Source organism: Pseudomonas sp. BNK-44-b (assembly GCF_047456245.1).
Classification (GTDB): Bacteria; Pseudomonadota; Gammaproteobacteria; order Pseudomonadales; family Pseudomonadaceae; genus Aquipseudomonas; species Aquipseudomonas machongensis.
This window is the reverse complement of record NZ_CP179908.1, coordinates 3947494-3972604: the sequence shown is the minus strand read 5'-3', so window position 1 is coordinate 3972604 and position 25111 is coordinate 3947494. Positions and strand designations below refer to the sequence as shown.

The window sequence follows — 25111 nt, the reverse complement described above, 5'->3', positions numbered from 1 at the left end:
TTGGCAGCTTTTGATCGGCAAGATTCCGCTCATTCGCGCTCGATAAAATCCTCGCGCATCAGGCCATGGCGCTGCATCTTCTCGTTCAGCGTACGCCGCGGCAGTTGCAGCGTCTCCATGACCCCTTTGATCTCGCCCTTGTGCTGACGCAGCGCGGCGCGCAGGCATTGCAGCTCGAACGCCTCCATTTGTTCGCTCAGCGACTGACCTCCCGGCGCCACCTCGATGCTCGATGAACCCAGCCCCAGCGCATGGCGCTCGGCGGCATTGGCCAGCTCGCGCACATTGCCCGGCCAGTCATGGGCCAGCAGTTGTGCCAGTTGCGCGCCTGAAAGCGGCGGTGTGCTGCTGCGCCCCAGGCGCTCGGCGGCGGTACGGACGAAATGCTCGAACAGCAGCGGGATGTCCTCGCGCCGCTCGCGCAGTGGCGCCAGACGCAGTTCGGCAACGTTCAGGCGGTACGCCAGGTCTTCGCGAAATCGCCCGGCGCGAGCCTCGTCGAGCAGATCGGGTTTGGTCGCGGCGATGATGCGCAAGTCGACGCTGATGCTCTGGTTGGCACCCAGGCGTTCGAGTTTCTGCTCCTGAATCACCCGCAGCAACTTGGCCTGCTGGGCCAGTGGCATGCTTTCGATCTCGTCGAGAAATACCGTGCCGCCGTTGGCATATTCCAGCTTGCCGATGCGTTTGCCCTGGGCGCCGGTGAAGGCGCCGCTCTCATGGCCGAACAGCTCGGCCTCGAACAGGGCTTCGGGGATTGCCGCGCAATTGAGGGCGACGAAGGGTTTGTCGGCGCGTGGGCCGAAGTCGTGCAGGCATCGCGCCACGCGCTCCTTGCCGCTGCCGGTTTCGCCGCGGATCAGCACATTGACTGGCAACCCCGCCAGTTCCAGTACCTGCCGACGCAACTGTTGCAGGCCCTGGGACATCCCCAGCAGGGTCGCTTGCAGCCGTTCCTTGAGGTCGGCCTGCTGGTGCAGCGCGCGGTTTTCCAGCACCAGTTGGCGCTTGTCCAGGGCGCGGCGCAGGCTGCCCAGCAAGTGCTGCGGGGTGAAGGGTTTTTCCAGGAAGTCGTAGGCACCCTTGCGCATGGCTTCCACTGCCATCGGCACATCGCCGTGACCGGTGAGCAGGATCACCGGCAGGTCAGGGTCTTGCGCCTGCAGGTGCTCGAGCAGTTGCAGGCCATCCATGCCCGGCATGCGCACATCGCTGATAACCACGCCGGGGAAGTGCTGTGGCAGTTGCGCGAGACATTCCTCTGCGCGGGCGAACAACTGCACGCTGAAGCCGGACAGGCTCAGCCATTGCTCCACCGCGGTGCGGATGCTGGCTTCGTCGTCGACGACGATCACTGAATTCAACATGCAGGCTCCAGGTCGCGGGGCAGGGTAAGGCTGAAGCGGGCACCGCCAGGCAGGTTTTCGACCTGCAACTGGCCGCCGGCTTCATGAACGATGCCATAGGAAATCGCCAGGCCCAGGCCCAGCCCTTCGCCCACCGGCTTGGTGGTGAAGAAGGGGTCGAAGACGCGGGCCAGGTCGGCATCCTTGATGCCGCCACCGGAGTCGAGCACGCTCAGGTGCCAGCGTTCGTCCTCGGCTTCGATACGGATCTCCAGACGTTTGTAGCGCTTGTCGGCCATGGCGTCGAGGGCGTTGTGCAGCAGATTGATCAGCACCTGTTCGAGGCGGATCGCGTCGCCGCGCACCCACGCAGGACGCGCCAGGTACAGCGCCACCTCGACCTGCTCGCCGCGAATGCGGGTGTCGAGCAGGTGCAGGGCCTGGTCGACCACGGTGGCCAGATCAAGACGCTCGCGCAGCCCGCCTGGGCTATTGCGTGCGAAGGTCTTGAGGTGGCCGGTGAGAGCGGCCATGCGCGTGAGCATCTGCTCCAACGGCTCCAGCGCCTGACGCGCCTGTTCATGGCGGCCATGGTCGAGCAGTAGGCGCAGGGTTTCCAGTTGCATGCGCTGGGTGGTCAACGGCTGGTTGATCTCATGGGCCAGCGCCGCGGACATCTGCCCCAGCGCCGCCAACTTGGCCGACTGCACCAGGCCTTCCTGGGCAGTGCGCAACTCGCGTGTGCGCTCCTCGACCAGGCGCGTCAGCTCTTCGCGGCTGCGTTGGCGCAGGCGGGCGATGCGCAGGCGCTGGCTGACGAACAGCATGGCGAACACCAGGCTCAACCACACCGCGGCGCCAGACAGCGCCGCGTTGCGGGCATCCTCGCTGACCTGCGGCTTGCGCAGCAGATGCAGGGTCCAGCCTTCGGTGGCCAGCGGCAAGCTCTCCCACAGATAGTCGGCGCTGCCGTCCGGCCCCTGCACGCGGCTGAACGTGCTGCGTTCGTCGAAGCGGGTCAGCAACTGGTGCTGCAGAGGGACCAGGGGCTGTTTGTCGTACTGGCGGGTTTCGGCCAGCTCAGCGCGGTCTGCGGCAGTCAAGGGCTGCAGCTCGCGATAGCGCCAGCCGTTCTGGTTGGCGATGAAGATGATCCCGCGCGCATCGCTGACCAGCAGGATGTCGCTGCCCTGGCGCCATTCGCGTTCAAGCTCGGGGAATTCGAGCTTGACCACCATGGCACCGAGGAAGCGTCCGTGCTCGTCGTTCACTGCGCTGGACAGGAAATAGCCCGGCACGCCGCTGGTCACGCCGACGGCGTAGAAGCTGCCGGTGCCCTGGCTGCGGGTCTGCTTGAAATAGGGGCGAAAGCCATAGTTGGAGCCGACGTACGTGGTCGGCAGGCGCCAGTTGCTGGCTGCCACGGCGAGACCGGTGCGGTCGAGCAGTTCGAGGGTCGAGGAGTTGGCGGCACCGTTGATGCGTTCGAGCTTGCGGTTCAGCGCATCCTGCAGCGATTCGCCGACCGGGCCGCGCAGGGCGTCGATCAGCTCCGGGTCCAGCGCCAGGACGGCGGGCAGGGCGCGGTAGCGTTCGATGAGCGTGTGCAGGCCGTTGGCGTAGAGGGTCAATTGCTCGCTGGCCCGGCGTGCGTCGGTCTGCATCGCCTGGCGCTTGGCGTGGTGCATCGCCCAACTGGCGCTGAGGGCAGTGCCGACCAGGATCAGCAGAATGATCAGGGCCAGGCGCAGTGCGCGGAAGGGTGAGGGCATGGTGCGGGTCCGGGCGTTCTGTTTAAAGTGCCGGCCCCTTCGCGGGTAAACCCGCTCCCACAAGAGCACATCCGACCCTGTGGGAGCGGGCGTGCCCGCGCAGTGGCCGCAGCGGTCTACAGCAACTCGAAGCTCTGCTGCTGCACGGCCTGCGAGTCCAGTCCGATCTGGACGTTGAACTGCCCAGGCTCGGCCACATGCTGGAGCTGGCCATTGTAGAACTTCAGGTCATCCTCGCTGATGCGGAAGGTCAAGGTTCGGGACTCGCCCGCCTTGAGCAGCACCTTCTGGAAGTTCTTCAGCTCTTTCACCGGACGGCTCATCGAAGCGCTGACATCCTGGATGTACAGCTGCACTACGGTTTCGCCATCGACCTTGCCGGTGTTCTTCACCGTCACTTCGGCCTGCAGGTTGTCACCGCGCTTGAGCGCGGTCTTCGACAGCGCAAGGTCCGAGAGCTCGAAGGTGCTGTAGCTCAGGCCGTAACCGAACGGATACAGCGGGCCATTGGGCTCCTCGAAGTACTGCGAGGTGTAGTTGCCCGGCTTGCCCGGGGTGAACGGGCGGCCGATGCTCAGGTGGTTGTAGTACATCGGGATCTGCCCGACCGAACGCGGGAAGGTGATAGCCAGCTTGCCGGACGGGTTGTAGTCACCGAACAGCACATCGGCGATGGCGTTGCCGCCTTCGGTGCCGCTGAACCAGGTTTCGAGGATGGCATCGGCCTGCTCGCGCTCCCAGGCGATCGACAGCGGCCGGCCGTTCATCAGCACCAGCACCAGGGGTTTGCCGGTGGCTTTGAGCGCCTTGATCAGCTCGCGCTGTACCGCCGGAATCTCCAGGGTGGTGCGGCTGGATGACTCGTGGGACATGCCGCGCGACTCACCGACCACCGCCACCACCACGTCCGATTGCTTGGCGGCCTTGACCGCTTCATCGATCAGCACGGCGGCCGGGCGCGGATCGTCGATGATTTCTGGCGCCGCGAAGTTGAGGAAGTTCAGGTAGTCGAAGATCGCCTTGTCGCCGGTGATGTTCGAACCCTTGGCATAGATGACCTTGGCCTTGCCTTCGGTGGCGCGACGCAGGCCTTCGCGAACCGTCACCGAATGTTCGGGGCGGCCGTCGGCAGCCCAACTGCCCATCATGTCGATCGGGGCATCGGCCAGTGGGCCGACCAGGGCGATGGTGCCGGCCTTCTTCAGCGGCAGGGCTTGTTTCTTGTTCTCCAGCAGCACCAGGCTGCGCCGTGCCACGTCGCGGGCGGCCTCACGGTGCAGGCGGTCGTCGCCGTAGTAGTCCTTGAGATCGGTCTCGGGCTTGCCGATGCGCACGTAGGGGTTCTTGAACAGACCCATGTCGTACTTGGCGCCCAGCACTTCGCGTACCGCCTGGTCGAGCTCGGCCTGGGTCACTTCACCGGACTTGAGCAGGCCCGGCAGTTCCTGGCCGTAGAGGGTGTCGTTCATGCTCATGTCGATGCCGGCCTTGATCGCCAGCTTCGCCGCCTCGCGGCCGTCGCGGGCGACGCCGTGGCGGATCAGCTCCTGGATGGCGCCGTGGTCGCTGATGGTCACGCCCTTGAAGCCCCACTCCTTGCGCAGCAGATCGTTCATCAGCCAGGTATTGGAGGTGGCCGGTACGCCGTTGATCGAGTTCAGCGCCACCATCACCCCGCCTGCACCGGCGTCGAGGCTGGCGCGGTAGGGTGGCAGGTAGTCGTTGTACATTTTCGGCAGGCTCATATCGACCGTGTTGTAGTCGCGCCCGCCTTCCACTGCGCCATACAGGGCGAAGTGCTTGACGATGGCCATGATGCTGTCGGGCTCGGCCGGGCTCTTGCCCTGGAACGAGCGGACCATAACCTGGCCGATCTTCGAGGTGAGGTAGGTGTCTTCGCCGAAGCCCTCGCTGGTGCGGCCCCAGCGAGGGTCGCGGGCGATGTCGACCATCGGCGCGAAGGTCATGTCCAGGGCATCGGCCGAAGCTTCGATGGCCGAGGTGCGGCCGACCTTGGCGATGGCGTCCATGTCCCAGGTCGCTGCCAGGCCCAGGCTTATCGGGAAGATCGTACGCTCACCATGGATGGTGTCGTACGCAAAGAACATCGGAATCTTCAGGCGGCTGCGCATGGCGGCATCCTGCATCGGCCGGTTCTCCGGCGCTGTGCGCGAGTTGAAGGTACCGCCGATGCGACCGGCGGCGATCTCCTCGCGGATCTTTTCGCGCGGCATTTCCGGGCTGATACTGATCAGGCGCAACTGACCGATCTTCTCGTCGACGGTCATCTGGCTGATCAGATGGTCGATGAAGGCCCGCTTGTCTTCCAGGGGCGGGGCAGAGGTGGCGGCCACGGCCGCCTGACTGGCAAGGCCCATGGCCAGGCCCAGCAAGGACAGTTTCATCATCAATTCCGTTGTCGAGTGGTTCGCTCGCGGCCGATTTTTCGGACGGCTGTTGTTGTCTGGCCCGCTGGCGGTGTAACAGGTCGCTCCCCCATCCTCCCGCGGTCGCCGCGGATTATGCCTTATAAGTGGGGCTCGATGAGATACACTCTCGCGACCGCGTGCCGGGCTAACAACTATAAGAACGATCGAGAGACCGAAGGCATGACCCTTCTCAATGAGTACGAACAACGCCAGGTTGCCGAAGCCATCGCTCGTGCCGAACAGCGCACCGACGCGGAGCTGGTGACGGTGCTGGCGCGCCACGCCGATGACTATGCCTACCTGCCGTTGCTGTGGGCCGTGCTGCTGGCGCTGGCGCTCCCCGGATTGGTGCAGGTGCTGCTGGGGTGGCCAGGGCTGCGTGGGCTGCTGGTCGCCCAGGTACTGACCTTCATCGCCTTCAGCCTGTTGCTGCGTAACCCGCGCCTGGCCGGCTGGCTGGTCCCACGGGTGCTGCGCCACCGCCGTGCCGCCGATCTTGCCCGGCGGCAATTTCGTGAGCAAAACCTGCAACGCACCGAGGGGGCTACCGGGGTGTTGATCTTCGTCAGCGAGGCGGAGCGCTATGTGACCATCCTGGCGGATGAGGGCATCGCCCAGCATCTGGACGCACGAGCACGTGCCGAACTGGTGGCACGTTTTACCGCGCAGGTCTGCGCGGGGCGCACCTTGCAGGGGTTCGTCGAATGTATCGATGCCTGCGGCGAGTTGCTCAGCCAGCACCTGCCGCCGACGCGGCGGCGCAACCAGTTGCCCAACCAGCTGGTGATCCTGGATTGAACAGTGTGTGGCGGTGCGGGCCGACGATGGGGCCTGCACAGCCACTCAAGCCTGCAAACCTGTAGAATGCCGGCCATTGCGCATCTTGAGGCACCCCCTTCCCATGTCTTCCTCCACCCCCGCTGCGGACGCCCGCGCCCAGTTCCTGACCTTGCTGGGCGATGCCCTGCACAGCGAAACCCTGACCAAGCTGGTGCTGGCGCGTCATGTCGGCGCCGACCAGAGCCTGCAGCGGATCATCGCCAAGCCAGTGCAGATCAAGGGTCAGCCCTGCCTGTCGCTGGTCTACCGTCACCAGACCCGCGACATCACCCGCAACCTGCCGCTGGATCAGGCCCAGGCCCTGGTCGCCGAGTTGTTGCCGGAGAGCTTTCGCAATGCCCACCTGTTCACCGCCGAAGGCGAGGTGCAACTGGGGTTCAGCAAGAAGGGCAAGCCGCTGTTGCAACGTCACAGCGCCCAGGTGCCGCGCGAGGCTGCGGCGGGCGGGCACGATCGTGAGAAGAAACGCTATCTGGAACTGTCGCGGCCATTTCTGCGCGATCTGGGTGTGACCGACACTCAAGGTGCGCTGATTCCGTCGATGTCGCGCAAGTGGAAGCAGATCAACAAGTTCATCGAGGTCTTCGCGCATGCCCTGGGCAGTGCGCCGCTGACTGCCGACCAGGTGCTGCGAGTCGCCGACTTCGGTTCGGGCAAGGGCTACCTGACCTTTGCCATGCATGACTACCTGCGCAACACCCTGGCTCGCGAAGCGCAAGTGACCGGCGTGGAATTGCGCCCCGACATGGTCGAGCTGTGCAACGCTGCCGCGGCGCGGCTGGAGCATTCTGGCCTGGAGTTCCAGTGCGGCGATGTGCGCAGCGTGGTGCCCGATGCCATCGAGGTGATGATCGCGCTGCACGCCTGCGATATCGCCACCGACTACGCCATCCATACCGGGATCCGCTGCGGCGCGTCGATCATCATGTGCTCACCGTGCTGCCACAAGCAGATCCGTCCGCAACTGCACAGCCCAGGGCTGTTGCAGCCCATGCTGCAGTACGGGCTGCACCTGGGCCAGCAGGCCGAGATGCTCACCGACAGCCTGCGCGCGTTGTACCTGGAAGCCTGTGGCTACGAGACCAAGGTGTTCGAGTTCATTTCGTTGGAGCACACCAACAAGAACAAGATGATCCTGGCGGTCAAGCGCAGACAGGCGGGGGATAACAGCGCACTGCTGGAGAAGATCGCCCAGCTCAAGGCGTTCTATGGGGTACAGGAGCATTGCCTGGAGAGCCTGTTGCGGGCCGATGGGCTCATTGCCGGCTGAGTACTGCCAGGCCCTGTGGGAGCGGGCTTGCCCGCGAAAAGCTCAGCGCGGCTGTTCGCGGTGGTTCGGCGCCCCGACAAGCTCGCCTCCACCGCGACTGGCGACAATCAGAAGAACCGCGTCACGCTGATCTTGGCATTGCGCCCTTGCATCAGCGCATTCTCCCCCGACAACTCCGGTCGGGCCGACTCGTTGAACAGGTTGTCCACCGTCAGGTTGACCTCGGTACCTTTCAGGTAGGCCTGCTGCGGCTTCCAATTGGCGAACAGGCCGTGGATCTGGTAGCTGCTGTTGGCGAACTGATCGTAGTAACGGTCACCCAGTACGCTGGCCGGCCCCTCGTAGTATTTGTCGCTTGGCAGGCGGTCGGTCTTGCGCACGAACTGCGCGGTCCAGCCGATCCGCGCATCCCAGGCCGGAATCTTCACCCCCAGCGTGGTGATCCATTTCGGCGCGGGAATATCCTTGGCCCACACATCCGGGCCCCAGGGGTTGGTGTAGGCGCCCTGGTGACGGCCGGTGATCCAGGAGAACGACGCCGAGCCGAACAGGTAGGTCGAATCGTAGAAGCTCTCGACCTCGAAGCCCTTGATCACCACATCACCAATGTTGCGGTAGTTGGACATCAGCCCGCCGCCACAGGTGTTGGCGATGCTGCCACCGGTGACCAGTTGTTGTGGGCAGCCGATGCCGGTGGCCTTGAAGATCTCGTCCTCGATGTGGTTGCGAAACAGCGTGGTGCGCACTTGGGCGCTGTCGTTGGCCAGCACCAGGTTGTCGAAGTCGAACACGCTGCCCACGCGCAGGGCGGTGATGCGCTCCGGGTCCAGGTTGCGGCTGGTGGCGGTGCGGCTACCGCTGCCCTGGACTTCGTACTGCTCGTCCAGCACCGGCGCCCGCCAGGTCTTGCTGTAGTCGGCGAACAGGGCGGTGTTGGGCGTGACCTTCCAGAACACCGACAGACGTGGCGACCAGCCGCTGTAGGTCTTGTCGCTGTAGTCGTGGCCCGCGGCCGGGTTGTTGTACAGCGGGGCATCGTTGGGCTTGCCCTCGTTGGTCACCTGGTCGTAGCGCAGCGACGGGGTGATGGTCACGTCACCCAGGGTGACGGCATCCTGCAGGTAGTAACCCTGGCTCTGCACCTTGCCGCTGGGCATGAAGTACGGCTGGTAGTGGCCGTAGTTGTAGCGCGGCGTGTCGTAGATGCCGCCCGGCATCCACATCTGCGTGTCGCGGTCGTGGCGGCGCACTTGCACGCCCGCCGTCAGTGCGTGCTCCAGCGCGCCGGTCTCGAACAGGCTGGTGTTGGTCACGGCGAGCATACGGTCGCGGTACTCGGTGTCCATCTTGCGCCCGCCGGTAGCCGGCTGGAAGAACGCCGTGGCCAGGCGCTCGTCGGTCTGCTTGGTGTCGGAGTCGGAGTACTTCACTTCCAGGTCCACCCAGCGGTTGTCGATCGGCTGGTAGGTGTAGGTGGTCGACCAAGTGGTGTCGGTGGTGGTGCGGTTGGCCAGGAAGCGTTTGAGCGCGGCTTCGTAGCCGTACTTCTTGATGTCGGCGGCGGTGGGCGGCGTGGGGTAGGCGGTGGACGAGAACGGCGCCCAGCGTTCGCTCTGTGACTGCGACCAGGAGAAGCCCAGGCTGTGCTCTTCGTTGAAATGCACGTTGCCCTTGAACAGTGCGCCGTCCAGGTCGAGGGCGCTGTTGGGCAGGCGCGTGGGGTTGATCGGGTAGCGGCCTTGGGGATCGGGGATGTTGCTGGCCAGCTTCATGTCGCCGCCGTCGCGCTTGGTCAGGTAGGCCAAGCCATCGAAGCGGCCATCCTCGGTGCGACCGAACAGCGCCGAGCTGTACACCTGCTGGTGGTCGTTGCTGGCGTAGCCGTACTTGACCATCGCGCCGCTGTTGCGCCCTTCCTGGAGCAGGTCGCCGGCGTCCTTGGTGGTCATGTTGACGCTGCCGCCGAAACCGCCATTGCCGGTCTTGACCGAGTGCGGGCCTTTTTCTACCTCGATATGCTTGATCAGCTCCGGCTCGATGAACACCGTGCCTTGCTGGTAGCGTTCGAAGCCGCTCTTGGTGGCGCCGTCGACGGTCATCGGCACGTCTTCGGCGTCACCCAGGCCCCAGATGTTGATGGTCTGCCCGCCCGGCTTGGCCGAGCCGCCCATGTTCACGCCTGGCAGATTGGCGAGCACGCTGGGGATGTTGCTGGGCTGGTAGCGGTCGATCTGTTCCTGGTTGAGGGTCGAGCGTCCGACGTTCTGGGGGCCGATCTGTTGGCCGTCGCCGACGATGCTCATGGCGCCGAGCTGGATGCTGTTGTCGGCCTGCGGTTGCTCTTCGTTGAGCCGCACCACGTAGGTGTTGCCCATGCGCACCATGCTGAAGCGGCTGCCGGCAAGCAGGCGGGCGATCGCATCTTGCGCCTCGAAGGCACCTTGCAGGGCCGGGGCCTGGGCGTTGTGCAGCAGGGCTTCGTCGAACAGCAGCTGGACTTTGGCCTGCTGCGCCAGTTGGCTCAGCGAGCGCGCCAGCGGTTGGGCGGGCAGGTCGAACTGCTGCGGCGCGGCTTCGGCGGCCAGGCTGATGGCCAGGCACAGGGCGAGCAGGGTGGGACGAGTGGGCAAGGTTTTCAACGGACGCAACGCAGGCAACATGGATTCCCCCAAACGGCAAATGGCCGGAAAAAAGCCCGCCGTTCACGCGGCAGGCGGGGAGGAAGACGCGGTGTTGGGAAAAACCCTCACCTGCGAATGATAAAAATTCTCAAATTTATTTCGAGCGATGTTCGATGCGCAGGCGGCCGTCGCCGAGCAGCGTGGTTTTTACCGGGAGCAACGCGGGCAGGGCGGTGAGCAGTGCATCGGGATCGTGCACATCGAGATTGCCCGACACCTTGTAGCGGCCCAGGCTCGGATCGGCGAGCAGCACCGGTTGCTGGCGGTACAGGCTCAGTTCGTCGATCAGGCTCGCCAGCTCACGGTTGCGAAAGCTCACGTGGCCATCGCGCCAATCGGCCACCGGCTGTTCTCCGAGCTCCTGGCGCACCAGCGTGCCGCGCGCCGGGTCGTAGGTGACCCGTTGTCCGGCACCGAGCAGCAGCGCAGGCTGATGTTCGCCCGAGGTCTCGAAGGCGACCTGGCCGTGGGCCACGCTCAGGGCCAGCTCGCGGTCTCCACGGCGCAGGTCGAAGCCGGTGCCGACCACGCGCACGCGGGCACTGCCGGCATCGACGAACAGCGGGCGCTCCTTGTCGGGTGCCACCTCGATGTACAGCTGGCCGTGTTCGAGGCTGATCAATCGTTGTTCGGCGGTGAAGTCCAGGCGCAGGCGGGTCTGGGCGTTGACGAACAACTGGCTGCCATCGGGCAGGCGCAGGGTGCGCATGCTGTTGCTGGCCGCCAGGTTCTGATGCATCGGTGCAGTGGTGCTGCCCAGGTTGCTGGCCAGCACCGCGCACAGCAGCGCCGCAGCCATTGCCAGAGCCGGACGCCAGCGCGGCGGCTGGCGTATCGGCAGGGCGACAGGCTGGCTGGCCTTCTTGAGCGCCGCCAGGTCGTCCCACAGCTGTTCGAACTGCCGATAGGCGCGCGCATGCTCCGGGTGCTGGATCCACAGGGCGAAAGCCTTGCGCTCCTCACGCGACGGCGTATTGCGGTTGCGCGTGAACCAACTGGCCGCCTGGGCGTCGATCGGGCGCTGGTCGATGTCGTCGATAAGGCTCATTGCGGCTGCTCCCTGCCATTGTCACTGTCCAGCCGTTGCTTGCATTGCAGCAGGGCGGCGGCGATGTGCTTCTCGACCATGCTTACGGAAATATCCATGCGTTCAGCGATCTGTGCCTGGGTCAGGCCTTCGAAGCGGTGCAGCATAAGGGCTTCTCGTCGCCGCGGCGAGAGTTCGCCGAGCACTTCACGCAATTGATCCAGGCGTTGCGCGTGCTGGGCGTGGTCAAGCGGGTCGTTGTCGGCCGCTGTTTCGTCCTGGGCCTGGTCGTCGAGCACGGCATGGCGCACCCTCTGCCGACGCCAGTGATCGCTCAGCAAGTTGCGCGCCACCTGGAACAGAAAGGCGCGGGGTTGCTCGACCTTGGCCCGGTCGCGGTAGCCCAGCCATTGGGTGAAGACATCCTGGGTCATGTCGGCGGCGTCACTGGCATTGTCCATGCGCTTGCGCAGGAAATGCAGGATCTCGGCATAGAAACCGCGGCAGGTGTCCTGGGTGGCTGGGTCGGGCTTGAGGCGCTGCATGCACGCTTTCCGGGCTGGCCTGGGAAGGAAAGGGTGCGGATCTTATCGAGAATTATTTACATTTACCAGATCGCCGCGGATGAATTGTCAGTGACGTCGCGCTTGCGCCAACGGCACCGGCAGTGCCAGTTCCGCGGCGCCGAGCGGGTGGCTGGTGGCGTCGAAGAAGTGCAGGGAAATGCCAGCAAGATCGGCGAAGCGCTTGGAAAAGTGCTGCTTCTGATTGATGATCGAAGCTTCGTTCAGTGGCCGGATGGCGATGCTCAAGTGCTTGGGGCGTGCTTGGTGAATGGCTTGCAGCAGGTGGTCGTCGCTGCTGTCCAGGTGGTGGCCGAACAGGCACAGACCGTCGTGTTCGGTGGCCAACTGCGCGAGGCTCCAGGACAGATAGTCCGAGTTGCGGATCGCCCGCAGCTTCTGCTCGCTGCGGTCTTCGTTGACGAAGAGCGGCACCTCGCCAGGGATGTTCACGGCGAAGCCGTCGAGCAGTTCGCTGCCGACAGCGCTGCGCTGTCGCGTGCTGCCGTCGGGCAGCTTGAGCAGGTGCATGCCACCGTGCAGGTGCAGGACCCGGGTGCCGGTGCTGGCGGTGCGGCGTACATCGAAGAAGCCTTCGTCATCGAACAGCTGCGCGAAACCTTGTGGCGCATGTTCGATGGCCCAGGGCAGGATCAGGTCGTAGTTGCTGGTGTAGACGCTGCGGTACTGGCGCAGTGCGGCATTGATCGACGCCAGGGTGGCGCTCGACAACAGCGTGTGCGGCGGATGCACCGTCCGGGTGGCGTGGATCAGCGCTTCCTTGATCGAGTAATAGCGGTTCAGCGGCGCGGTGGAGTTGATCGCCAGGGCCGCATTGGCCCGTACCGTGGTGTTCAGGGTGCTCAGCACCGGTTCGAACAGCTCGGTGCCCAAGGCCTTGAACAGCGCCTGGTCGCTGATCGCCAGGCCGCTCTTGCGTCCCGCGCGCTGCGCCTGTTCGAACAGCGAGAAGTAGCCGAACGGCTTCCACAGCACCCGACTGGCGCCGTTGCCCACCAGCAGGGCGGTGCAGGAGTGGCGGGCGTTGAGATCGGGCCAGTTGGCCAGCTGGGAATCGAGAGAGGGCATCGCGCATCCGTGGGGCAAGGGTGAACGCGGGGACTTTAGCATGTCATCCAAGCTGTGAGAGGCTTGCGTCTCCAAGGAATCAGCTGCGCAGCTTCCCTTCTGAACGCGCAGCCCAAGAGGATCGATGAATGCGTATACGTGCTCTTCCTGCAATAGGCCTGGCCCTGTTCCTTTGCGCGATGAACGCCGGCGCCAGCGATGGCCCCTCCCTGGCCAAGGCCCAGCATGTTCCCCATCCGGCGGTGATCGCCCACCGCGGCGCCTCCTTCGATGCCCCCGAATCGACGCGAGCGGCCTATCTGCTGGCCCGTGAACTGGGCGCCGACTACCTGGAGCTCGACCTGCAGCGCACCCGCGACAACGTGCTGGTGGTGGTGCATGACGATGTGCTGGCGCGTACCAGCGATGTGGCCGAGCGCTTCCCCGAGCGGGCGAAGAGCCCGGTCAGCGATTTCACCCTCGCCGAGTTGAAGTCGCTCGATGCCGGCAGCTGGTTCAACAAGGCCTATCCGGATCGTGCCCGTGAATCGTTCGGCAAGCTGCAGATCCTGACGCTGGACGAAGTGATCGATATCGCCGAAGGCAACCCCGAGCGCCATCCGGGGCTGTACATCGAGACCAAGGTGCCCAAGCAGTTTCCGGGCATCGAGAAGCAGCTCAAGGAAAAACTCAAGGCTCGCGGCTGGCTCGACAAGCCGGGCCGGGTGATCCTGCAGACGTTCGATCGCAACAGCCTGGCGCTGCTGCACCAGCAGATGCCACAGGTGCCGAAGATCCTGCTGCTGTGGATCGGCAAGGACAGTATCGAGCCAAAGTCGGGCAAGGATTTTGCCGATTCCGCTGAACAGGACAAGGCCGCGTTCTATGCCCGCCAGGAACCAAAGGACCGTGAGGAATTCCTCCGTTGGCTGGATGCGGCCAAGGCCGGTGGCGCCATCGGTACGGGGCCTTCGGCGGTGCGCAGCAATCTGGGCGAGCAGAGCTATGCCGACCTGATCAAGCCATGGATGAACCAGGCCAGCCATGAGCGCGGCTTGCTGGTGCATGTCTACACCCTCGATGAGCGCGTGGACTTCGACAAGGCGATGAAGGCGGGGGTGGATGGCATCTTCACCAACCGGGCCGGGGAACTGCTGCGTTTTTATGGGCGTGCGCAGGTACCGGCCGAGGCGCAGTTGCTGAAGGCGCTGGGTTACTGATCGCAGCAGCATGAAGCCTCTGTAGGCGCGGGCTTGTCGGTGAAAAGAACCGCGATGGAGGACACCGGGTTAGCCGGTGATCGCGAGACAAGCCCGCACTCATACGGCGCGATTTTTTGCTGGCCAAGGTGCATGAGGTGGAACAGGTGAAGTACCCGGCTGCTTGCTATGCGGATTGATCACTCTGATCTGCAAGGGGATGGCGAGCGTGACGCAGGCGTAGGGCCGCGCGCCATTGGGTAGTGCTCTTGGAACGTGTATGGGTGTCAGTGGGAAAGCGCCTTGAGTACATGATCAGGATCATTGTAAATCGCACGTAACAGGGCTTTTGCCGGGCCTGTGGGTTCCCTGCGGCCTTGCTCCCAGTTACGCAAAGTGGCGACCTGCACATCGATCATTTCGGCGAACCGGGCCTGTGACAGGCCTGTTGCCTCGCGAATGCTCTTCACTTGTACTGCATTCACCTCGAACTGGCGCGAAGCTTGGCATTTGCCGTGAATGATCTCATCCATCTGTTGGACGCTTTCCATCAATTCGTCGAAGAAACGGTTCATACCGGGCTCCAATGGAGGACGGGTGTCTCGCACGTTGCGGGTGCGGTGTGCCCACGCGAATGACTGAAAGTAATTTACGCACCGTGCTGAGTTCTGATCCTCATGTAATCCGCTTCTGTCATTCCGCTCCCTGCTCACGCCGCTCCCTGTTACGCCACACCCGATAGGCGCGGATACCGGCGCGGACCGAGCCGAACAGCAGCTTGTCTTCCATCTCCCGCGCCATCCCCGAGCGCACCAGCATGCGCAGGAAGGTGCCGCGGGCGCGGGCGATGGCGAAATGCACGCCTTGCGCTTGCAAGGTGTCGCGCACTTCGCGCAGGGCGGCGATGCCGCTGACGTCGATGCTGGTCACGGCCTCGGCATCGAACAGCACAGCCTTGGGCTCGGGCTCGCGCTGCAGGGCTTCGAGCAGACGCATCTTGAAGTAGTCGGCGTTGAAGAACAGGATCGCGTCATCGAAGCGGTACACCACCAGGCCAGGTACCGTGCGTGCGTCCTGATGCTGGCGTACGTCGACCTGGCCTTCGATACCCGGTACCCAGCCGAGCACGGCATCGGTGGGTTGGTAGATGGTGTAGAGCAGACGCAGGATGGCCAGGGTCACGGCGAAGACGATGCCTGGCAGCACGCCCAGGCCAAGCACGCCGATGGTGGTCAGCAGGCACAGCCAGAACTCGAAGCGGCTCAGGCGCCGGATCTTGCCCAGGGACTTCAAGTCGATCAGGCCCCAACCGGCCATCAACAGCACGGCGCCCAGGGCGGCCTGGGGGATCCAGGCCATGGGAGCGGTGAAGAACAGCAGGATCAGCGCGATCACCAGCGCGGCGATGATACCCACCAACTGGCTCTTGCCACCGACCATGTCGTTGACCGCGGTGCGCGAGTCCGCGCCGCTGATGGCGAAGCCCTGGGAAATGCCAGCGGCCAGGTTGCTCACACCCAAGGCGACGAACTCGTGGTTGGCATTGATCGCGTAGCCATGCCGCGCGGCGAAACTGCGCGCGGTGAGCATGGCGCTGCAGAAGCTGACCGTGGCGATACCCAGCGCGTCGCGCAGCAGGCTCTTGGTTTCGGCCAGGTTGCTCTGTGGCCAGGCCAGCTCCGGGATGCCCGCAGGCACTGGGCCCAGGATCGCTACGCCGAATCGGTCGAGACCGAACAGGGCTGCGAGCACGGTGAACACTGCCACAGTCACCAGTGCCGCAGGCAACCTCGGATAGCGCCTGGGCAGCCAGATCAGCAGGGCCAGGCCACCGAGGCCGATGACCAGGGTCAGCCAGTGGATCTCACCCAGGCGCTCGAGGAAATTGATCAGACTCAGCACGAAGCCATCGCCCTCTATGCGGAACCCGACCACTTTCGACAGTTGTCCGGCAATCAGGCTCAGGCCGATACCGTTGAGGTAGCCGATCAGGATCGGCCGCGAGAAGAAGCTGGCGATGAACCCGGCGCGGGCCAGGCCCGCCGCGATCAGCATCACCCCGACCAGTACCGTGACGATCACCGACAATTCGGCGATGCGCTGCGGATCGCCCATTGCCAAGGGCGCCACAGCCCCGGCGATCATCGCGCAAGTGGCGGCATCGGGGCCGACCATCAATTGCCGCGAGCTGCCGATCAGGGCGTAGACCATCATCGGCAGTACGCAGGCATACAGGCCGTACTGCGGCGGCAGGCCGACGATCTGCGCGTAGGCGATGGCGATCGGGATCTGGATCGCGGCCACCGACAGGCCCGCCTGCAGGTCGGCGTGGAACCACTCGCGACGGTAGTGCAGGAGGTTGGCCAGGCCGGGCAACCAGCGGGAGAGAAACATGGGCAGTCCCTTGGAAATGTCTCTGGGTAGAGTAGGCGATATGCACCCGAAGCTGTCTCGCTTGCAAGCGAAATCCAGCCGCGCATTCAAGCGGATCGGCAAGGGGGTGGCCATGGGCCAGATCAATGGAAGATGCAGAAACGAAAAAAGAGCCGACGGCTCTTTTTACGGGCGCTGAAACCAGGGGTTTCAGGCGAGGAATCTGGAGCGGGTAGAGGGAATCGAACCCTCAACTAAAGCTTGGGAAGCTTTCGTTTTGCCACTAAACTATACCCGCTTCGCAGCGCGACTTTTTACCAGAACCCAAGCCTCATGAGAAGCCCAGGGTTGTAAAAAAGCCTGTCGACGACCTGAACCGGCGGGTGACGGTCACAGGTCGCCGGGCCGCTCAGATGGCCAGCGCATGCTGCCCCTGCACGTAGGTGTAACGTTGGCGCGGTTCGCGTGCCGGCTTGAGGAAACCCAGCATGGCGTTGCGGGTATCCTCGCAGGCGGTCTTGTGTTCCATGTCGAGGAAGTGGCCGGCATCGCGAATCACGCTGAACTGGCTCTTGCCCACATGGCGGCTGAACTGCCGGGCATCCTCGACGGTGGTGTACTCGTCACGTTCGCCGTTGATGAACAGCACCGGAATATCGATGTTGCGCGCGCCCTTCAATGCCCGCTCCAGATCATGATCCAGCACCTGGTTGATGTGAAAGTGCATCTGTGCGTACTCGTGGCTGTCCAGGCTGCTTACGTGGCGGTAGTTGAAGCGCTTGAACAGCGATGGCAGGTGCTTGCCGATGGTGTCGTTGACCAGGTTGCCGACCTGATAGCGATCGCAGGCCGACAGGTACTGGCAGCCGCGCTCCAGGTAGTCGCGCATCGGATCGTTGATCACCGGCGAGAACGAGCTGACGATCGCCTTCTTCACCAGGCGTGGCTGGTGCGCCAGTGCCAGCAGGGTGCACGCGCCGCCCCAGGAGAACGACATCACGTGATCGGCACGGAAGTGCTCGATCAGCTCCAGCAGGATATGCGCCTCGGTCTCTTTCGTGAGCAGCCGTTCCTGGCGATTGTGTGGCTTGGACTTGCCCGCATAGGGCTGGTCGTACAGCACCACGTTGAATTGCGGATACAGATTGCGCACCGTCTGGGCAAAAGATGCCGTGGTGGCCAGCGAGCCGTTGATCAGGACGATCGTCTTCTCTGCCGTTTCCGCGCGATAGAACTCCGTGTAAACCCGGTACTGACCTTGGATATCAAGTACAGCGATTTCTGGCCTCATGTCATCGACTCCTGGCGCAAAAAGGGCACTCGCGTCATCTAGTGGCCTGCTCAGTCGTATCGATCGCTCGACAAGGCTGCGCAGAACCCTAGGGTGCACGTTCCATATGACAGGTAGGCATTCGCCTTGAAGTGAAACCGGGGGCCCAGTGCCGATCCCGGTTGCGCGGGTCGACGGGTATTGTTGTAGGCGGGCGATCTGCCGTGCCCCAAGGCATCGAGACCCTGGGTGGCCAGCAAAAGGCGTCTTGGACTCCATGAGTGACCGATGAGTCACATGAAGACTGACGAATTGGATTCAAGCAGCCGTGCGCGGATCGTGCAAGTGCCGCCTGGGGGATCTTTTGCGCAAAACCGCCGGATGGTCGTTCTGGCGGCGCCCATGGGCGTGGGCTGGGGTGGCATCGCGGGCGTTTGCCCGCGATGCACGTTCAGGCAGTGACGTTGGGCGAATCAGAGTGCGCCGAACACTTTCTTGGCCAGGCTGGTCGCGGCCTGTGCCGGGTTCTGGCGGATACTCTGTTCTTGCTTGGCAATCATTTCGAACAGCCCATCCAGGGCCTTTTCGGTCACATAGTTCTCGATATTGGCGTCGTCCTTGATCAGGCCCAGCCCCTTGGCCTGGCCGGCGAAGCTGTTGTACTGCTGGGCCAGACCGACCTTGTCGGTAGCCTGCTTGACGATCGGCAGGAACTTGGCGCGAATCTGCTCGCGGCTGCTCTTGTTCAGGTACTGGGTGGCCGAATCCTCACCACCGCTGAGGATGCCCTTGGCATCGGTGACGGTCATCTTTTTCACCGCATCCACGAGAATCGCCTGGGCTTGTGGCACGGCAGCCTCAGCAGCCTTGTTCATGCTGTTTTCCAGGGCATCGACCTGATCGCCCTTGCCAAACATCTTCATCGCTTTGGCGGCCTTGCCCAGGTTTCCGGGCAGTTCGATGCGCACGTCAGGGTTGTTGTTGAAGCCACCAGGGGTGCTCAACTGCTTGACGGCAATCTGCGCCCCCTGAGTCAGGGCGTCCTTGAGGCCGCCGGAGGCGTCGCTCTGGGACAGGTCGCCAAGCGACAGGGCCAGGGCGCTGGCCGACAGGAGCAAGCCGGCGCACAGGGTAGTGAAGCGCAAGGAGGAGCGAATCATGGAGACTTCCTTATGGGCGGAAATGAAGCGGAATCAGCGCACCTGATCGACTTTGATCCGCACAGGTTGCGGGTCGCTGCCGTCGAGTCGGACGCCGTGGTGTTCGGTGTTGATGAACAGCAACTTGCCATCGAGCTCGATACGCGCGCTGACGGCGTAGCGATGACCCGGTTGGACCTTGGCTGGGTCGTAGCTGAGCTGGAACGGCAGTGGCACGTTGCCTTTTACCGGGCCTGACTGGCTGGCCAGGGTGACGGCCGGGGCGTCCATCAGCGAGACATCCTGCAGGCTCACGCTGAGCGTGGCGGCAGGCGGCAGGGCAATGCGCTGCAGGTAGAAGACTTCGCCTTCCAGGCTGGCCTGGTGGGACGGGGTATGGCTGGAGCAGGCTGTGAGCAGGGTGGCGCAGCACAGCGTGAGAAGTTTTTTCATGGAATCTCCGCAGTCCTTGGCGTGGGCTTGTGGCCGACCACTGGGACTTTAGCGCAATGGCGGGTGGGGAAGGAAATCTGTCCGGTGCTCAGCGCCATGCCCGGAGCATTTGCCGCGCTGGCCTTTTCGCTGGCAAGCCCGCTCCCACAAAATCTTGCAGGGGTGGGGTTGCCTGCGAAAAGGCCAACCCTGGATCAGGCGATAGCCTGTTCTCCGGTGTCGTCCCTATGCAGCGCCACCTGCCGGATCGACAAGCGCAGCTCCGCCGACAGCACCCGCTTGGCGACGCCTTCGGCCAGCTCGGCGAGTTTGTCGTGGTAGCCGAGCTTGCCATTGCCATCCGGCAGCAGCACGCCTTCACGCACCAGGGTCTGGATGAAGTGGCGGAACAGGGTCTTGTCGAAGAACTCCGGGGCATTGAGCCCATGCAGGATCGACAGGCGCTGGGCCATCATCACGCACAGGTCTTCCAGTTCTTCGGCGTTCAGGCTGTGCTGGCCACTGTTGAGCAGCAGCGAAGTGGCCATGTAGAAACGCTGTAGCGTCTGGGTGATGGCGCGGGCCAACAGGGTGAGCAGCACGAACTGGCGCGAGCTGGGCGCCGGACGCAGGTACACGCCGTTCTCGAAGCGCAGCAGGCCTTGCTCGACCAGTGCGCTCAGCCATTGGTCGATGGCCTCGTCGAGTTGCTCCGGTGTCCAGCGCAGGAACAATTCGGCCTGCAGGTACGGGTAAAGCGCCTGGACATATTGCCCCACCAGTTCGCGACTCATCCGCGAGCTGCTGAGGAAGAAACTGGCGAGCAGCGCCGGCAGGGCGAAGATGTGCAGGACGTTGTTGCGGTAATAGGTCATCAGCACCGCATTGGCTTCGTCCAGGTAGAGGATACGCCCCAGGGCGTCCTTCTGTTCGGCCAGCAACTCCATGCTCCTGACATGTTCGATCAGCGCCTTGCCGTCGCCTTCGGGCAGGGTCACGTGGCTTGAGTAGGGCACCTGGCGCAGCAGGGCCAGGTAGAGGTCGAGCACACGAATCAGGGCGCGCTCGTCGAGCGCCAGGCGGCTGGTCGAGAGCAGCGCGAGGGCCACCAGGTTGACCGGGTTGATGGCTGCCGCACCGTTCAGGTGTTGGGCAACCGTCTGGCCCAGGCGTGTGGTGGTGTCGTTGAGCCAGTCCGGGCGGAACTGCGGGGCAAGGTCTTGCTCGCGCCAGCCAGGTTGCTGCTGGTCCAGGAACGCGCCCAGGCGGATCGGTTCGCCGAAGTTGACATAGACCTGGCCGAAGCGTTGCTTGAGGGCGCCGATGACCTTGAAGATGTCGAAAATCGACTCTTTCTTCTTGCTCGCACCACGCAGCTCTCCCAGGTAGGTACGGCCTTCGAGTACGCGTTCATAGCCGATATAGACCGGCACGAAGACGATCGGCGTGCGCGAGGAACGCAGGAAGCTGCGCAGGGTGATCGCCAGCATGCCCGGGCGTGGCTGCAGCATGCGCCCGGTGCGCGAGCGTCCGCCCTCGACGAAGTACTCCACCGGGAAGCCTTTGGTGAACAAGGTGTGCAGGTACTCGTTGAACACTGCGGTGTACAGCGGGTTACCCTTGAACGTCCGGCGCATGAAGAACGCACCACCGCGGCGCAACAGGCCGCCGATCACCGGCATGTTGAGGTTGATGCCGGCGGCGATGTGCGGCGGCGTCAGGCCATTGCGGAACAACAGGTACGACAGCAGCAGGTAGTCGATGTGGCTGCGATGACACGGCACGTAGATCACTTCGTGGCCCGGTGCGATGCCTTGCACCTGTTCGATGTGGTTGACCTTGATGCCGTCGTAGATCTTGTTCCAGAACCAGCTCAGCACCACTTCCAGGAAGCGGATCGCGGTGTAGGTGTAGTCCGAGGCGATCTCGTTGCCGTAGTGCAGCGCCTTGGCCTCGGCCTTGGCGTAAGGGATCTTCTCGCGCTCGGCTTCATCGCTGATCGCCTGGCGTACCAGCGGGTCATGGACCAGGCCCTTGACCAGGTTGCGTCGGTGCGAGATGTCCGGCCCGATCACTGCGGTCTTGAGGTTGCGAAAATGCACGCGCAGCAGGCGCTGGGCCATGCGCACGGTACGCTCCTGGCCCTTGTTGTGCTGCACCAGTTCACGCAGGTGGATCGGCGCGGAGAACTGCACGCGGGTCTTGCGGCCGAGGATCAATACACTGAGCAGGCGGCGCAGACGGCCGGTGACTGCCCAGCTGTCGGCGAACAACAGTTTCCACGGGCTGGATTCGCTGGCCGGGGTCTGCCCCCAGAACACGCTGACCGGGATGATTTGCGCATCCTCTTCGGCATGCTCGCCAATGGCTGCGATCAGGCGCTCCAGGGTGGGGGGCGCGCCGCGTTTGTCCTGGCGGCCTAGCCAGTCCGGGTCTGGGGTGAGGTAGAAGAACGCCGCAGGTTCGTGCAGCGGCCCAACGGCAACGGGCAACACGGGGCGTGGCAGCCCCGCCTTGGTGCATTCGCGGTCGACCACCGCCAGGTCAGTGAGCGACGGCGAGGGCAAGGCATAGAACACCGGGCGGCTGCGGTCGAGCTGGAGCGTCAGCGAAGACTGATTGATGGTTTCGGATCGCACCCACAGATAGAGCACGCGACGCAGGGCGCCGAAGATCAGGCGGCGCAGGGGGGAACGGGTCATGGGGTGTCTGCCCTGGAAAATGTATCAGGTGATATACCAGCAAGTTAGGCTGCTGTATCTGCATAAGTTCAGCAAAAATCGGCCATCCACGGGCCAGTCATCAAATTTTTTTGTTCTCTGTCATATACTCGGTCCGCACCTTGCAGGAAATTTCCTCAAGCAGTGTCGGCACAGGGAGGAGACCCTGTGCCTGCAAGGCGATCTTCAAAATAAAAATCCGGAGTGTTTCAGATGTCGTCTCGTGAGACTGGGAATGTGAAGTGGTTCAACGATGCCAAGGGTTTTGGCTTCATTCAGCGCGAAGGGGGAGCGGATGTGTTCGTCCACTATCGTGCGATCCGCGGTGAGGGGCATCGTACCCTGGTCGAGGGACAGCAGGTCGAATACTCCCTGGTGCAGGGCCAGAAAGGCCTGCAGGCAGAGGACGTGGTCGGTCTCTGACACGTAGTCGGCACGCTTCAAGCTGCAGGTTGTCCGTGGAACTTGCAGCCTGATGCGAGCTTTTTCAGCTGGTGCGCCAGGTGATTTCCTCTTCACCGTCGGCGCTGATGCGGATCCAGCGATCGGCATCCTCTTCACCATCCTCCTCGACCCAACTGCCCGGCGCGCAGCGCACTTCGACATTGAGCGCAGCGAAGGCGGCGCGGGCGCAAGCGACGTCATCGGCCCACGGCGTCTGATCGCTTTCCAGGTACAGGCTGTTCCATTTCCCTACAGCCTTGGGTAACCAGGTGACCGGAATGTTACCGGCTGTGCACTTGAAGGTCTGGCCTTTCTGTTTCCATTCGCTGCATGGGCCCAGGGCCTGGGTCAGCCAGTCGGCGATCTGCTTGTGATCGACGTCGGCGTCCTTGAGGTAGATCTCGATATCGGGTTGGCGCATTTCAGGGCTCCGGGTGTGCTCAGTCTTGGCGCACGAAATAGTCATAACGCATGGAAACCGTGACGTCGAACGGCTCAGGCTGCTCGATCACGCTGGCACGTTTCTCGGCGCTGGCGCGCCAGCCGTGCGGGGTCATCGCCAGCAGGTCCGCGCGGGCCTTGCCTTCGCGCAGTGTCAGGGTGAACTCGAGCACCTCTTCATGGGCGTGCTGCATGCCGTCCGGGACCAAGGCCAGGTGCTTGTCGTCGGCGTAGGGGCGCACTTCATCGTAGAGCATCTGGCGCAGCTCCATCAGGTGGCCGCTGGTCGGTCCGACCCGCATCAGGCCGCCACCTGGGGCAAGCAGACGCTTGGCTTCGGCCCAGTCGAGCGGGCTGAAGACACTGGCGATGAAGTTGCAACTGGCGTCCGCCATCGGCACTCGAGCCATGCTGGCGACCATCCAGGTCAACTGCGGCGCGCGGCGGCAGGCCCGCTTGACTGCCTCGCGGGAGATGTCCAGCGCATAGCCGTCTGCCGTTGGCAGCGCCTGGGCGATCTGCGCGGTGTAATAGCCCTCGCCGCAGCCGATGTCGAGCCACGTTGCAGGCTGGCGCTCGGCGGCCAGTTGCGCCAGGCGCGCGGCTACCGGAGCGTAGTGACCGGCGTCGAGGAAGTCGCGGCGGGCCTCGACCATCGCTTGATTGTCGCCCGGGTCGCGGCTGTTCTTGTGCTGTACTGGCAGCAGGTTCAGGTAGCCTTGGCGGGCGCGGTCGAAGCGGTGGCCGGCAGGACAGGCCACGCCGTTGTCGAGCTGCGCCAGCGGCGCCTGGCAGAGGGGGCAGGCAAGCATCAGGCGAGCAACCGCACCAGGGTTTGGTAGTAGATTTCGGTCAGCAGGTCCAGGTCGCTGGCCAGGATGCGCTCGTCCACCTGGTGGATGGTGGCGTTGACCGGACCCAGTTCGACCACCTGGGTGCCCATGGTGGCGATGAAGCGGCCATCGGAGGTGCCGCCGCTGGTGGACGGCTGGGTGTCGCGACCGGTGACGGCCTTGATGCTCGATGACACCGCATCGAGCAGCTCACCCGGTTCGGTGAGGAACGGCAGGCCCGACAGCGCCCAGTCGATCGACCAGTCCAGCTGGTGCTTGTCGAGAATCGTCGCGACCCGCTGCTGCAGGCCTTCGACGGTCGACTCGGTGGAGAAGCGGAAGTTGAACAGCGCGATCAGGTCGCCCGGGACCACGTTGGTGGCGCCGGTGCCGGAGTTGAGGTTGGAGATCTGGAAGCTGGTCGGCGGGAAGAAGGCATTGCCCTCGTCCCAGTGCTCGGCGGCAAGTTCTGCCAGGGCCGGTGCGGCCAGGTGGATCGGGTTGCGGGCCAGGTGCGGGTAGGCCACGTGGCCCTGCTTGCCGCGCACGGTCAACTTGGCGCCGAGCGAGCCGCGACGGCCGTTCTTGACCACGTCCCCGAGCAGCGTGGTGCTCGACGGCTCGCCGACGATGCACCAGTCCAGGCGCTCGTTGCGGGCCTTGAGCAACTCGACCACGGCCTTGGTGCCGTGATGCGCCGGGCCTTCCTCGTCGCTGGTGATGAGGAAGGCCACCTTACCGCGGTGATTGGGGTAATCGTTCACGAAGCGCTCACTGGCGATCACCATCGAGGCCAGGCTGCCTTTCATGTCGGCAGCACCGCGGCCGCAGAGCATGCCGTCGGCGTCGATCAGGGCGTCGAAAGGCTCATGCTGCCATTGCTGCACGGGGCCGGTGGGCACAACGTCGGTGTGACCGGCGAAGCACAACACCGGGCCGTCCTGGTTGCCATGGGTGGCCCAGAAGTTGTCGACGTCCTCGAAGCGCATCGGCTCGAGCTGGAAGCCGACGGCACCCAGGCGGTTCATCATCTGGGTCTGGCAGTCGGCATCGACCGGCGTCACCGAGGGGCGACGGATCAGGTCGCAGGCCAGTTGAAGGGTGGGCGAGAGCTCGGCTGGGGCCGTCATGGGGGACTCCGGGGCAAGGCAAGGCGGGAAATCTTGGGGGCGTTATCTTATATCAAATGATTTCAGGCTTCACGGCCCATTCGCCAGCAAGTCGCAACGGTGGTTCGCCCCTGCCAGCCCATGTACGGTCCACA

20 protein-coding genes and 1 tRNA gene are annotated in these 25111 nt (G+C 63.9%); 4 read left to right on the top strand and 17 right to left on the bottom strand.

What is annotated here, in order from left to right; genetic code table 11:
• Positions 1-29 precede the first annotated feature (29 nt).
• The 3 genes from ACMGGG_RS18270 to bglX all read right to left on the bottom strand — a co-directional run bounded on the left by ACMGGG_RS18270 (position 30) and on the right by bglX (position 5526).
• Positions 30-1367 (bottom strand): sigma-54-dependent transcriptional regulator, encoded by a 1338-nt coding sequence (locus tag ACMGGG_RS18270; RefSeq protein WP_063545941.1) that lies wholly within the window; start codon positions 1365-1367, stop codon positions 30-32.
• Positions 1361-3118 (bottom strand): ATP-binding protein, encoded by a 1758-nt coding sequence (locus ACMGGG_RS18265; RefSeq protein WP_414154175.1) that lies wholly within the window; start codon positions 3116-3118, stop codon positions 1361-1363. The genes ACMGGG_RS18270 and ACMGGG_RS18265 overlap by 7 nt, the downstream gene beginning before the upstream one ends.
• A gap of 116 nt (positions 3119-3234) precedes the next feature.
• Complete coding sequence (gene bglX / locus ACMGGG_RS18260; RefSeq protein WP_414154174.1) at positions 3235-5526, bottom strand: beta-glucosidase BglX; 2292 nt, start codon at positions 5524-5526, stop codon at positions 3235-3237.
• Between the two features lie 201 nt (positions 5527-5727).
• On the opposite strand from bglX, the gene ACMGGG_RS18255 reads away from it, so the two are divergent.
• On the top strand, positions 5728-6345 hold the full coding sequence (locus ACMGGG_RS18255) for a TPM domain-containing protein (protein WP_065862311.1): 618 nt from the start codon (positions 5728-5730) through the stop codon (positions 6343-6345).
• 103 nt (positions 6346-6448) lie between these two features.
• Complete coding sequence (locus ACMGGG_RS18250) at positions 6449-7657, top strand: class I SAM-dependent methyltransferase (protein ID WP_414154173.1); 1209 nt, start codon at positions 6449-6451, stop codon at positions 7655-7657.
• A 107-nt stretch (positions 7658-7764) separates the two neighbouring features.
• Here ACMGGG_RS18250 and ACMGGG_RS18245 read toward each other — a convergent pair whose 3' ends face one another.
• The 4 genes from ACMGGG_RS18245 to ACMGGG_RS18230 form a co-directional block, all read right to left on the bottom strand.
• On the bottom strand, positions 7765-10317 hold the full coding sequence (locus tag ACMGGG_RS18245) for a TonB-dependent hemoglobin/transferrin/lactoferrin family receptor (protein WP_414154172.1): 2553 nt from the start codon (positions 10315-10317) through the stop codon (positions 7765-7767).
• Positions 10318-10432: 115 nt separating this feature from the next.
• Positions 10433-11386, bottom strand: coding sequence for a FecR family protein (locus ACMGGG_RS18240; RefSeq protein ID WP_414154171.1), 954 nt, complete (start codon positions 11384-11386; stop codon positions 10433-10435).
• Positions 11383-11910: an RNA polymerase sigma factor gene (locus ACMGGG_RS18235; protein ID WP_372822151.1), complete on the bottom strand. Its 528-nt coding sequence runs from the start codon at positions 11908-11910 to the stop codon at positions 11383-11385. The genes ACMGGG_RS18240 and ACMGGG_RS18235 overlap by 4 nt, the downstream gene beginning before the upstream one ends.
• A gap of 87 nt (positions 11911-11997) precedes the next feature.
• Entirely contained in the window at positions 11998-13017 is a 1020-nt protein-coding gene (locus tag ACMGGG_RS18230) for a DUF4917 family protein (RefSeq protein WP_414154170.1), read from the bottom strand.
• A gap of 128 nt (positions 13018-13145) precedes the next feature.
• Between ACMGGG_RS18230 and ACMGGG_RS18225 the strand changes: the two genes are divergently transcribed.
• Positions 13146-14216 (top strand): glycerophosphodiester phosphodiesterase family protein, encoded by a 1071-nt coding sequence (locus tag ACMGGG_RS18225; protein WP_414154169.1) that lies wholly within the window; start codon positions 13146-13148, stop codon positions 14214-14216.
• A 266-nt stretch (positions 14217-14482) separates the two neighbouring features.
• On the opposite strand, the gene nadS is transcribed toward ACMGGG_RS18225, so the two are convergent.
• The 7 genes from nadS to plsB all read right to left on the bottom strand — a co-directional run bounded on the left by nadS (position 14483) and on the right by plsB (position 22111).
• The gene (gene nadS, locus ACMGGG_RS18220) at positions 14483-14770 is read right to left on the bottom strand and encodes a NadS family protein (RefSeq protein ID WP_063545932.1); all 288 of its coding nucleotides are present in this window, start codon (positions 14768-14770) and stop codon (positions 14483-14485) included.
• 118 nt (positions 14771-14888) lie between these two features.
• Positions 14889-16589 (bottom strand): SulP family inorganic anion transporter, encoded by a 1701-nt coding sequence (locus ACMGGG_RS18215; RefSeq protein ID WP_063545931.1) that lies wholly within the window; start codon positions 16587-16589, stop codon positions 14889-14891.
• Between the two features lie 203 nt (positions 16590-16792).
• A tRNA-Gly gene (locus tag ACMGGG_RS18210) sits at positions 16793-16866 on the bottom strand.
• 111 nt (positions 16867-16977) lie between these two features.
• Positions 16978-17859, bottom strand: coding sequence for an alpha/beta fold hydrolase (locus ACMGGG_RS18205; RefSeq protein WP_054894471.1), 882 nt, complete (start codon positions 17857-17859; stop codon positions 16978-16980).
• Between the two features lie 452 nt (positions 17860-18311).
• Positions 18312-18998 (bottom strand): DUF4197 domain-containing protein, encoded by a 687-nt coding sequence (locus ACMGGG_RS18200; protein WP_054894470.1) that lies wholly within the window; start codon positions 18996-18998, stop codon positions 18312-18314.
• 33 nt (positions 18999-19031) lie between these two features.
• Positions 19032-19430 (bottom strand): YbaY family lipoprotein, encoded by a 399-nt coding sequence (locus ACMGGG_RS18195; RefSeq protein WP_054894469.1) that lies wholly within the window; start codon positions 19428-19430, stop codon positions 19032-19034.
• Between the two features lie 194 nt (positions 19431-19624).
• Positions 19625-22111 carry a glycerol-3-phosphate 1-O-acyltransferase PlsB gene (gene plsB / locus ACMGGG_RS18190; protein WP_063545928.1) on the bottom strand — a complete coding sequence of 829 codons (2487 nt, stop codon included), beginning with the start codon at positions 22109-22111 and terminating at the stop codon, positions 19625-19627.
• 231 nt (positions 22112-22342) lie between these two features.
• On the opposite strand from plsB, the gene ACMGGG_RS18185 reads away from it, so the two are divergent.
• Complete coding sequence (locus ACMGGG_RS18185; RefSeq protein ID WP_029614930.1) at positions 22343-22552, top strand: cold-shock protein; 210 nt, start codon at positions 22343-22345, stop codon at positions 22550-22552.
• Between the two features lie 64 nt (positions 22553-22616).
• Here ACMGGG_RS18185 and ACMGGG_RS18180 read toward each other — a convergent pair whose 3' ends face one another.
• Genes ACMGGG_RS18180 through dapE form a run of 3 tightly spaced genes read right to left on the bottom strand, consistent with a single transcriptional unit; the run spans position 22617 to position 24977 of the window.
• Entirely contained in the window at positions 22617-22994 is a 378-nt protein-coding gene (locus tag ACMGGG_RS18180; protein WP_054894467.1) for a hypothetical protein, read from the bottom strand.
• 19 nt (positions 22995-23013) lie between these two features.
• Positions 23014-23826 carry a putative RNA methyltransferase gene (locus ACMGGG_RS18175; RefSeq protein WP_054894466.1) on the bottom strand — a complete coding sequence of 271 codons (813 nt, stop codon included), beginning with the start codon at positions 23824-23826 and terminating at the stop codon, positions 23014-23016.
• Complete coding sequence (dapE, locus tag ACMGGG_RS18170; RefSeq protein WP_063545927.1) at positions 23826-24977, bottom strand: succinyl-diaminopimelate desuccinylase; 1152 nt, start codon at positions 24975-24977, stop codon at positions 23826-23828. Before dapE ends, ACMGGG_RS18175 begins: the two co-directional genes overlap by 1 nt.
• Positions 24978-25111: the final 134 nt, after the last annotated feature.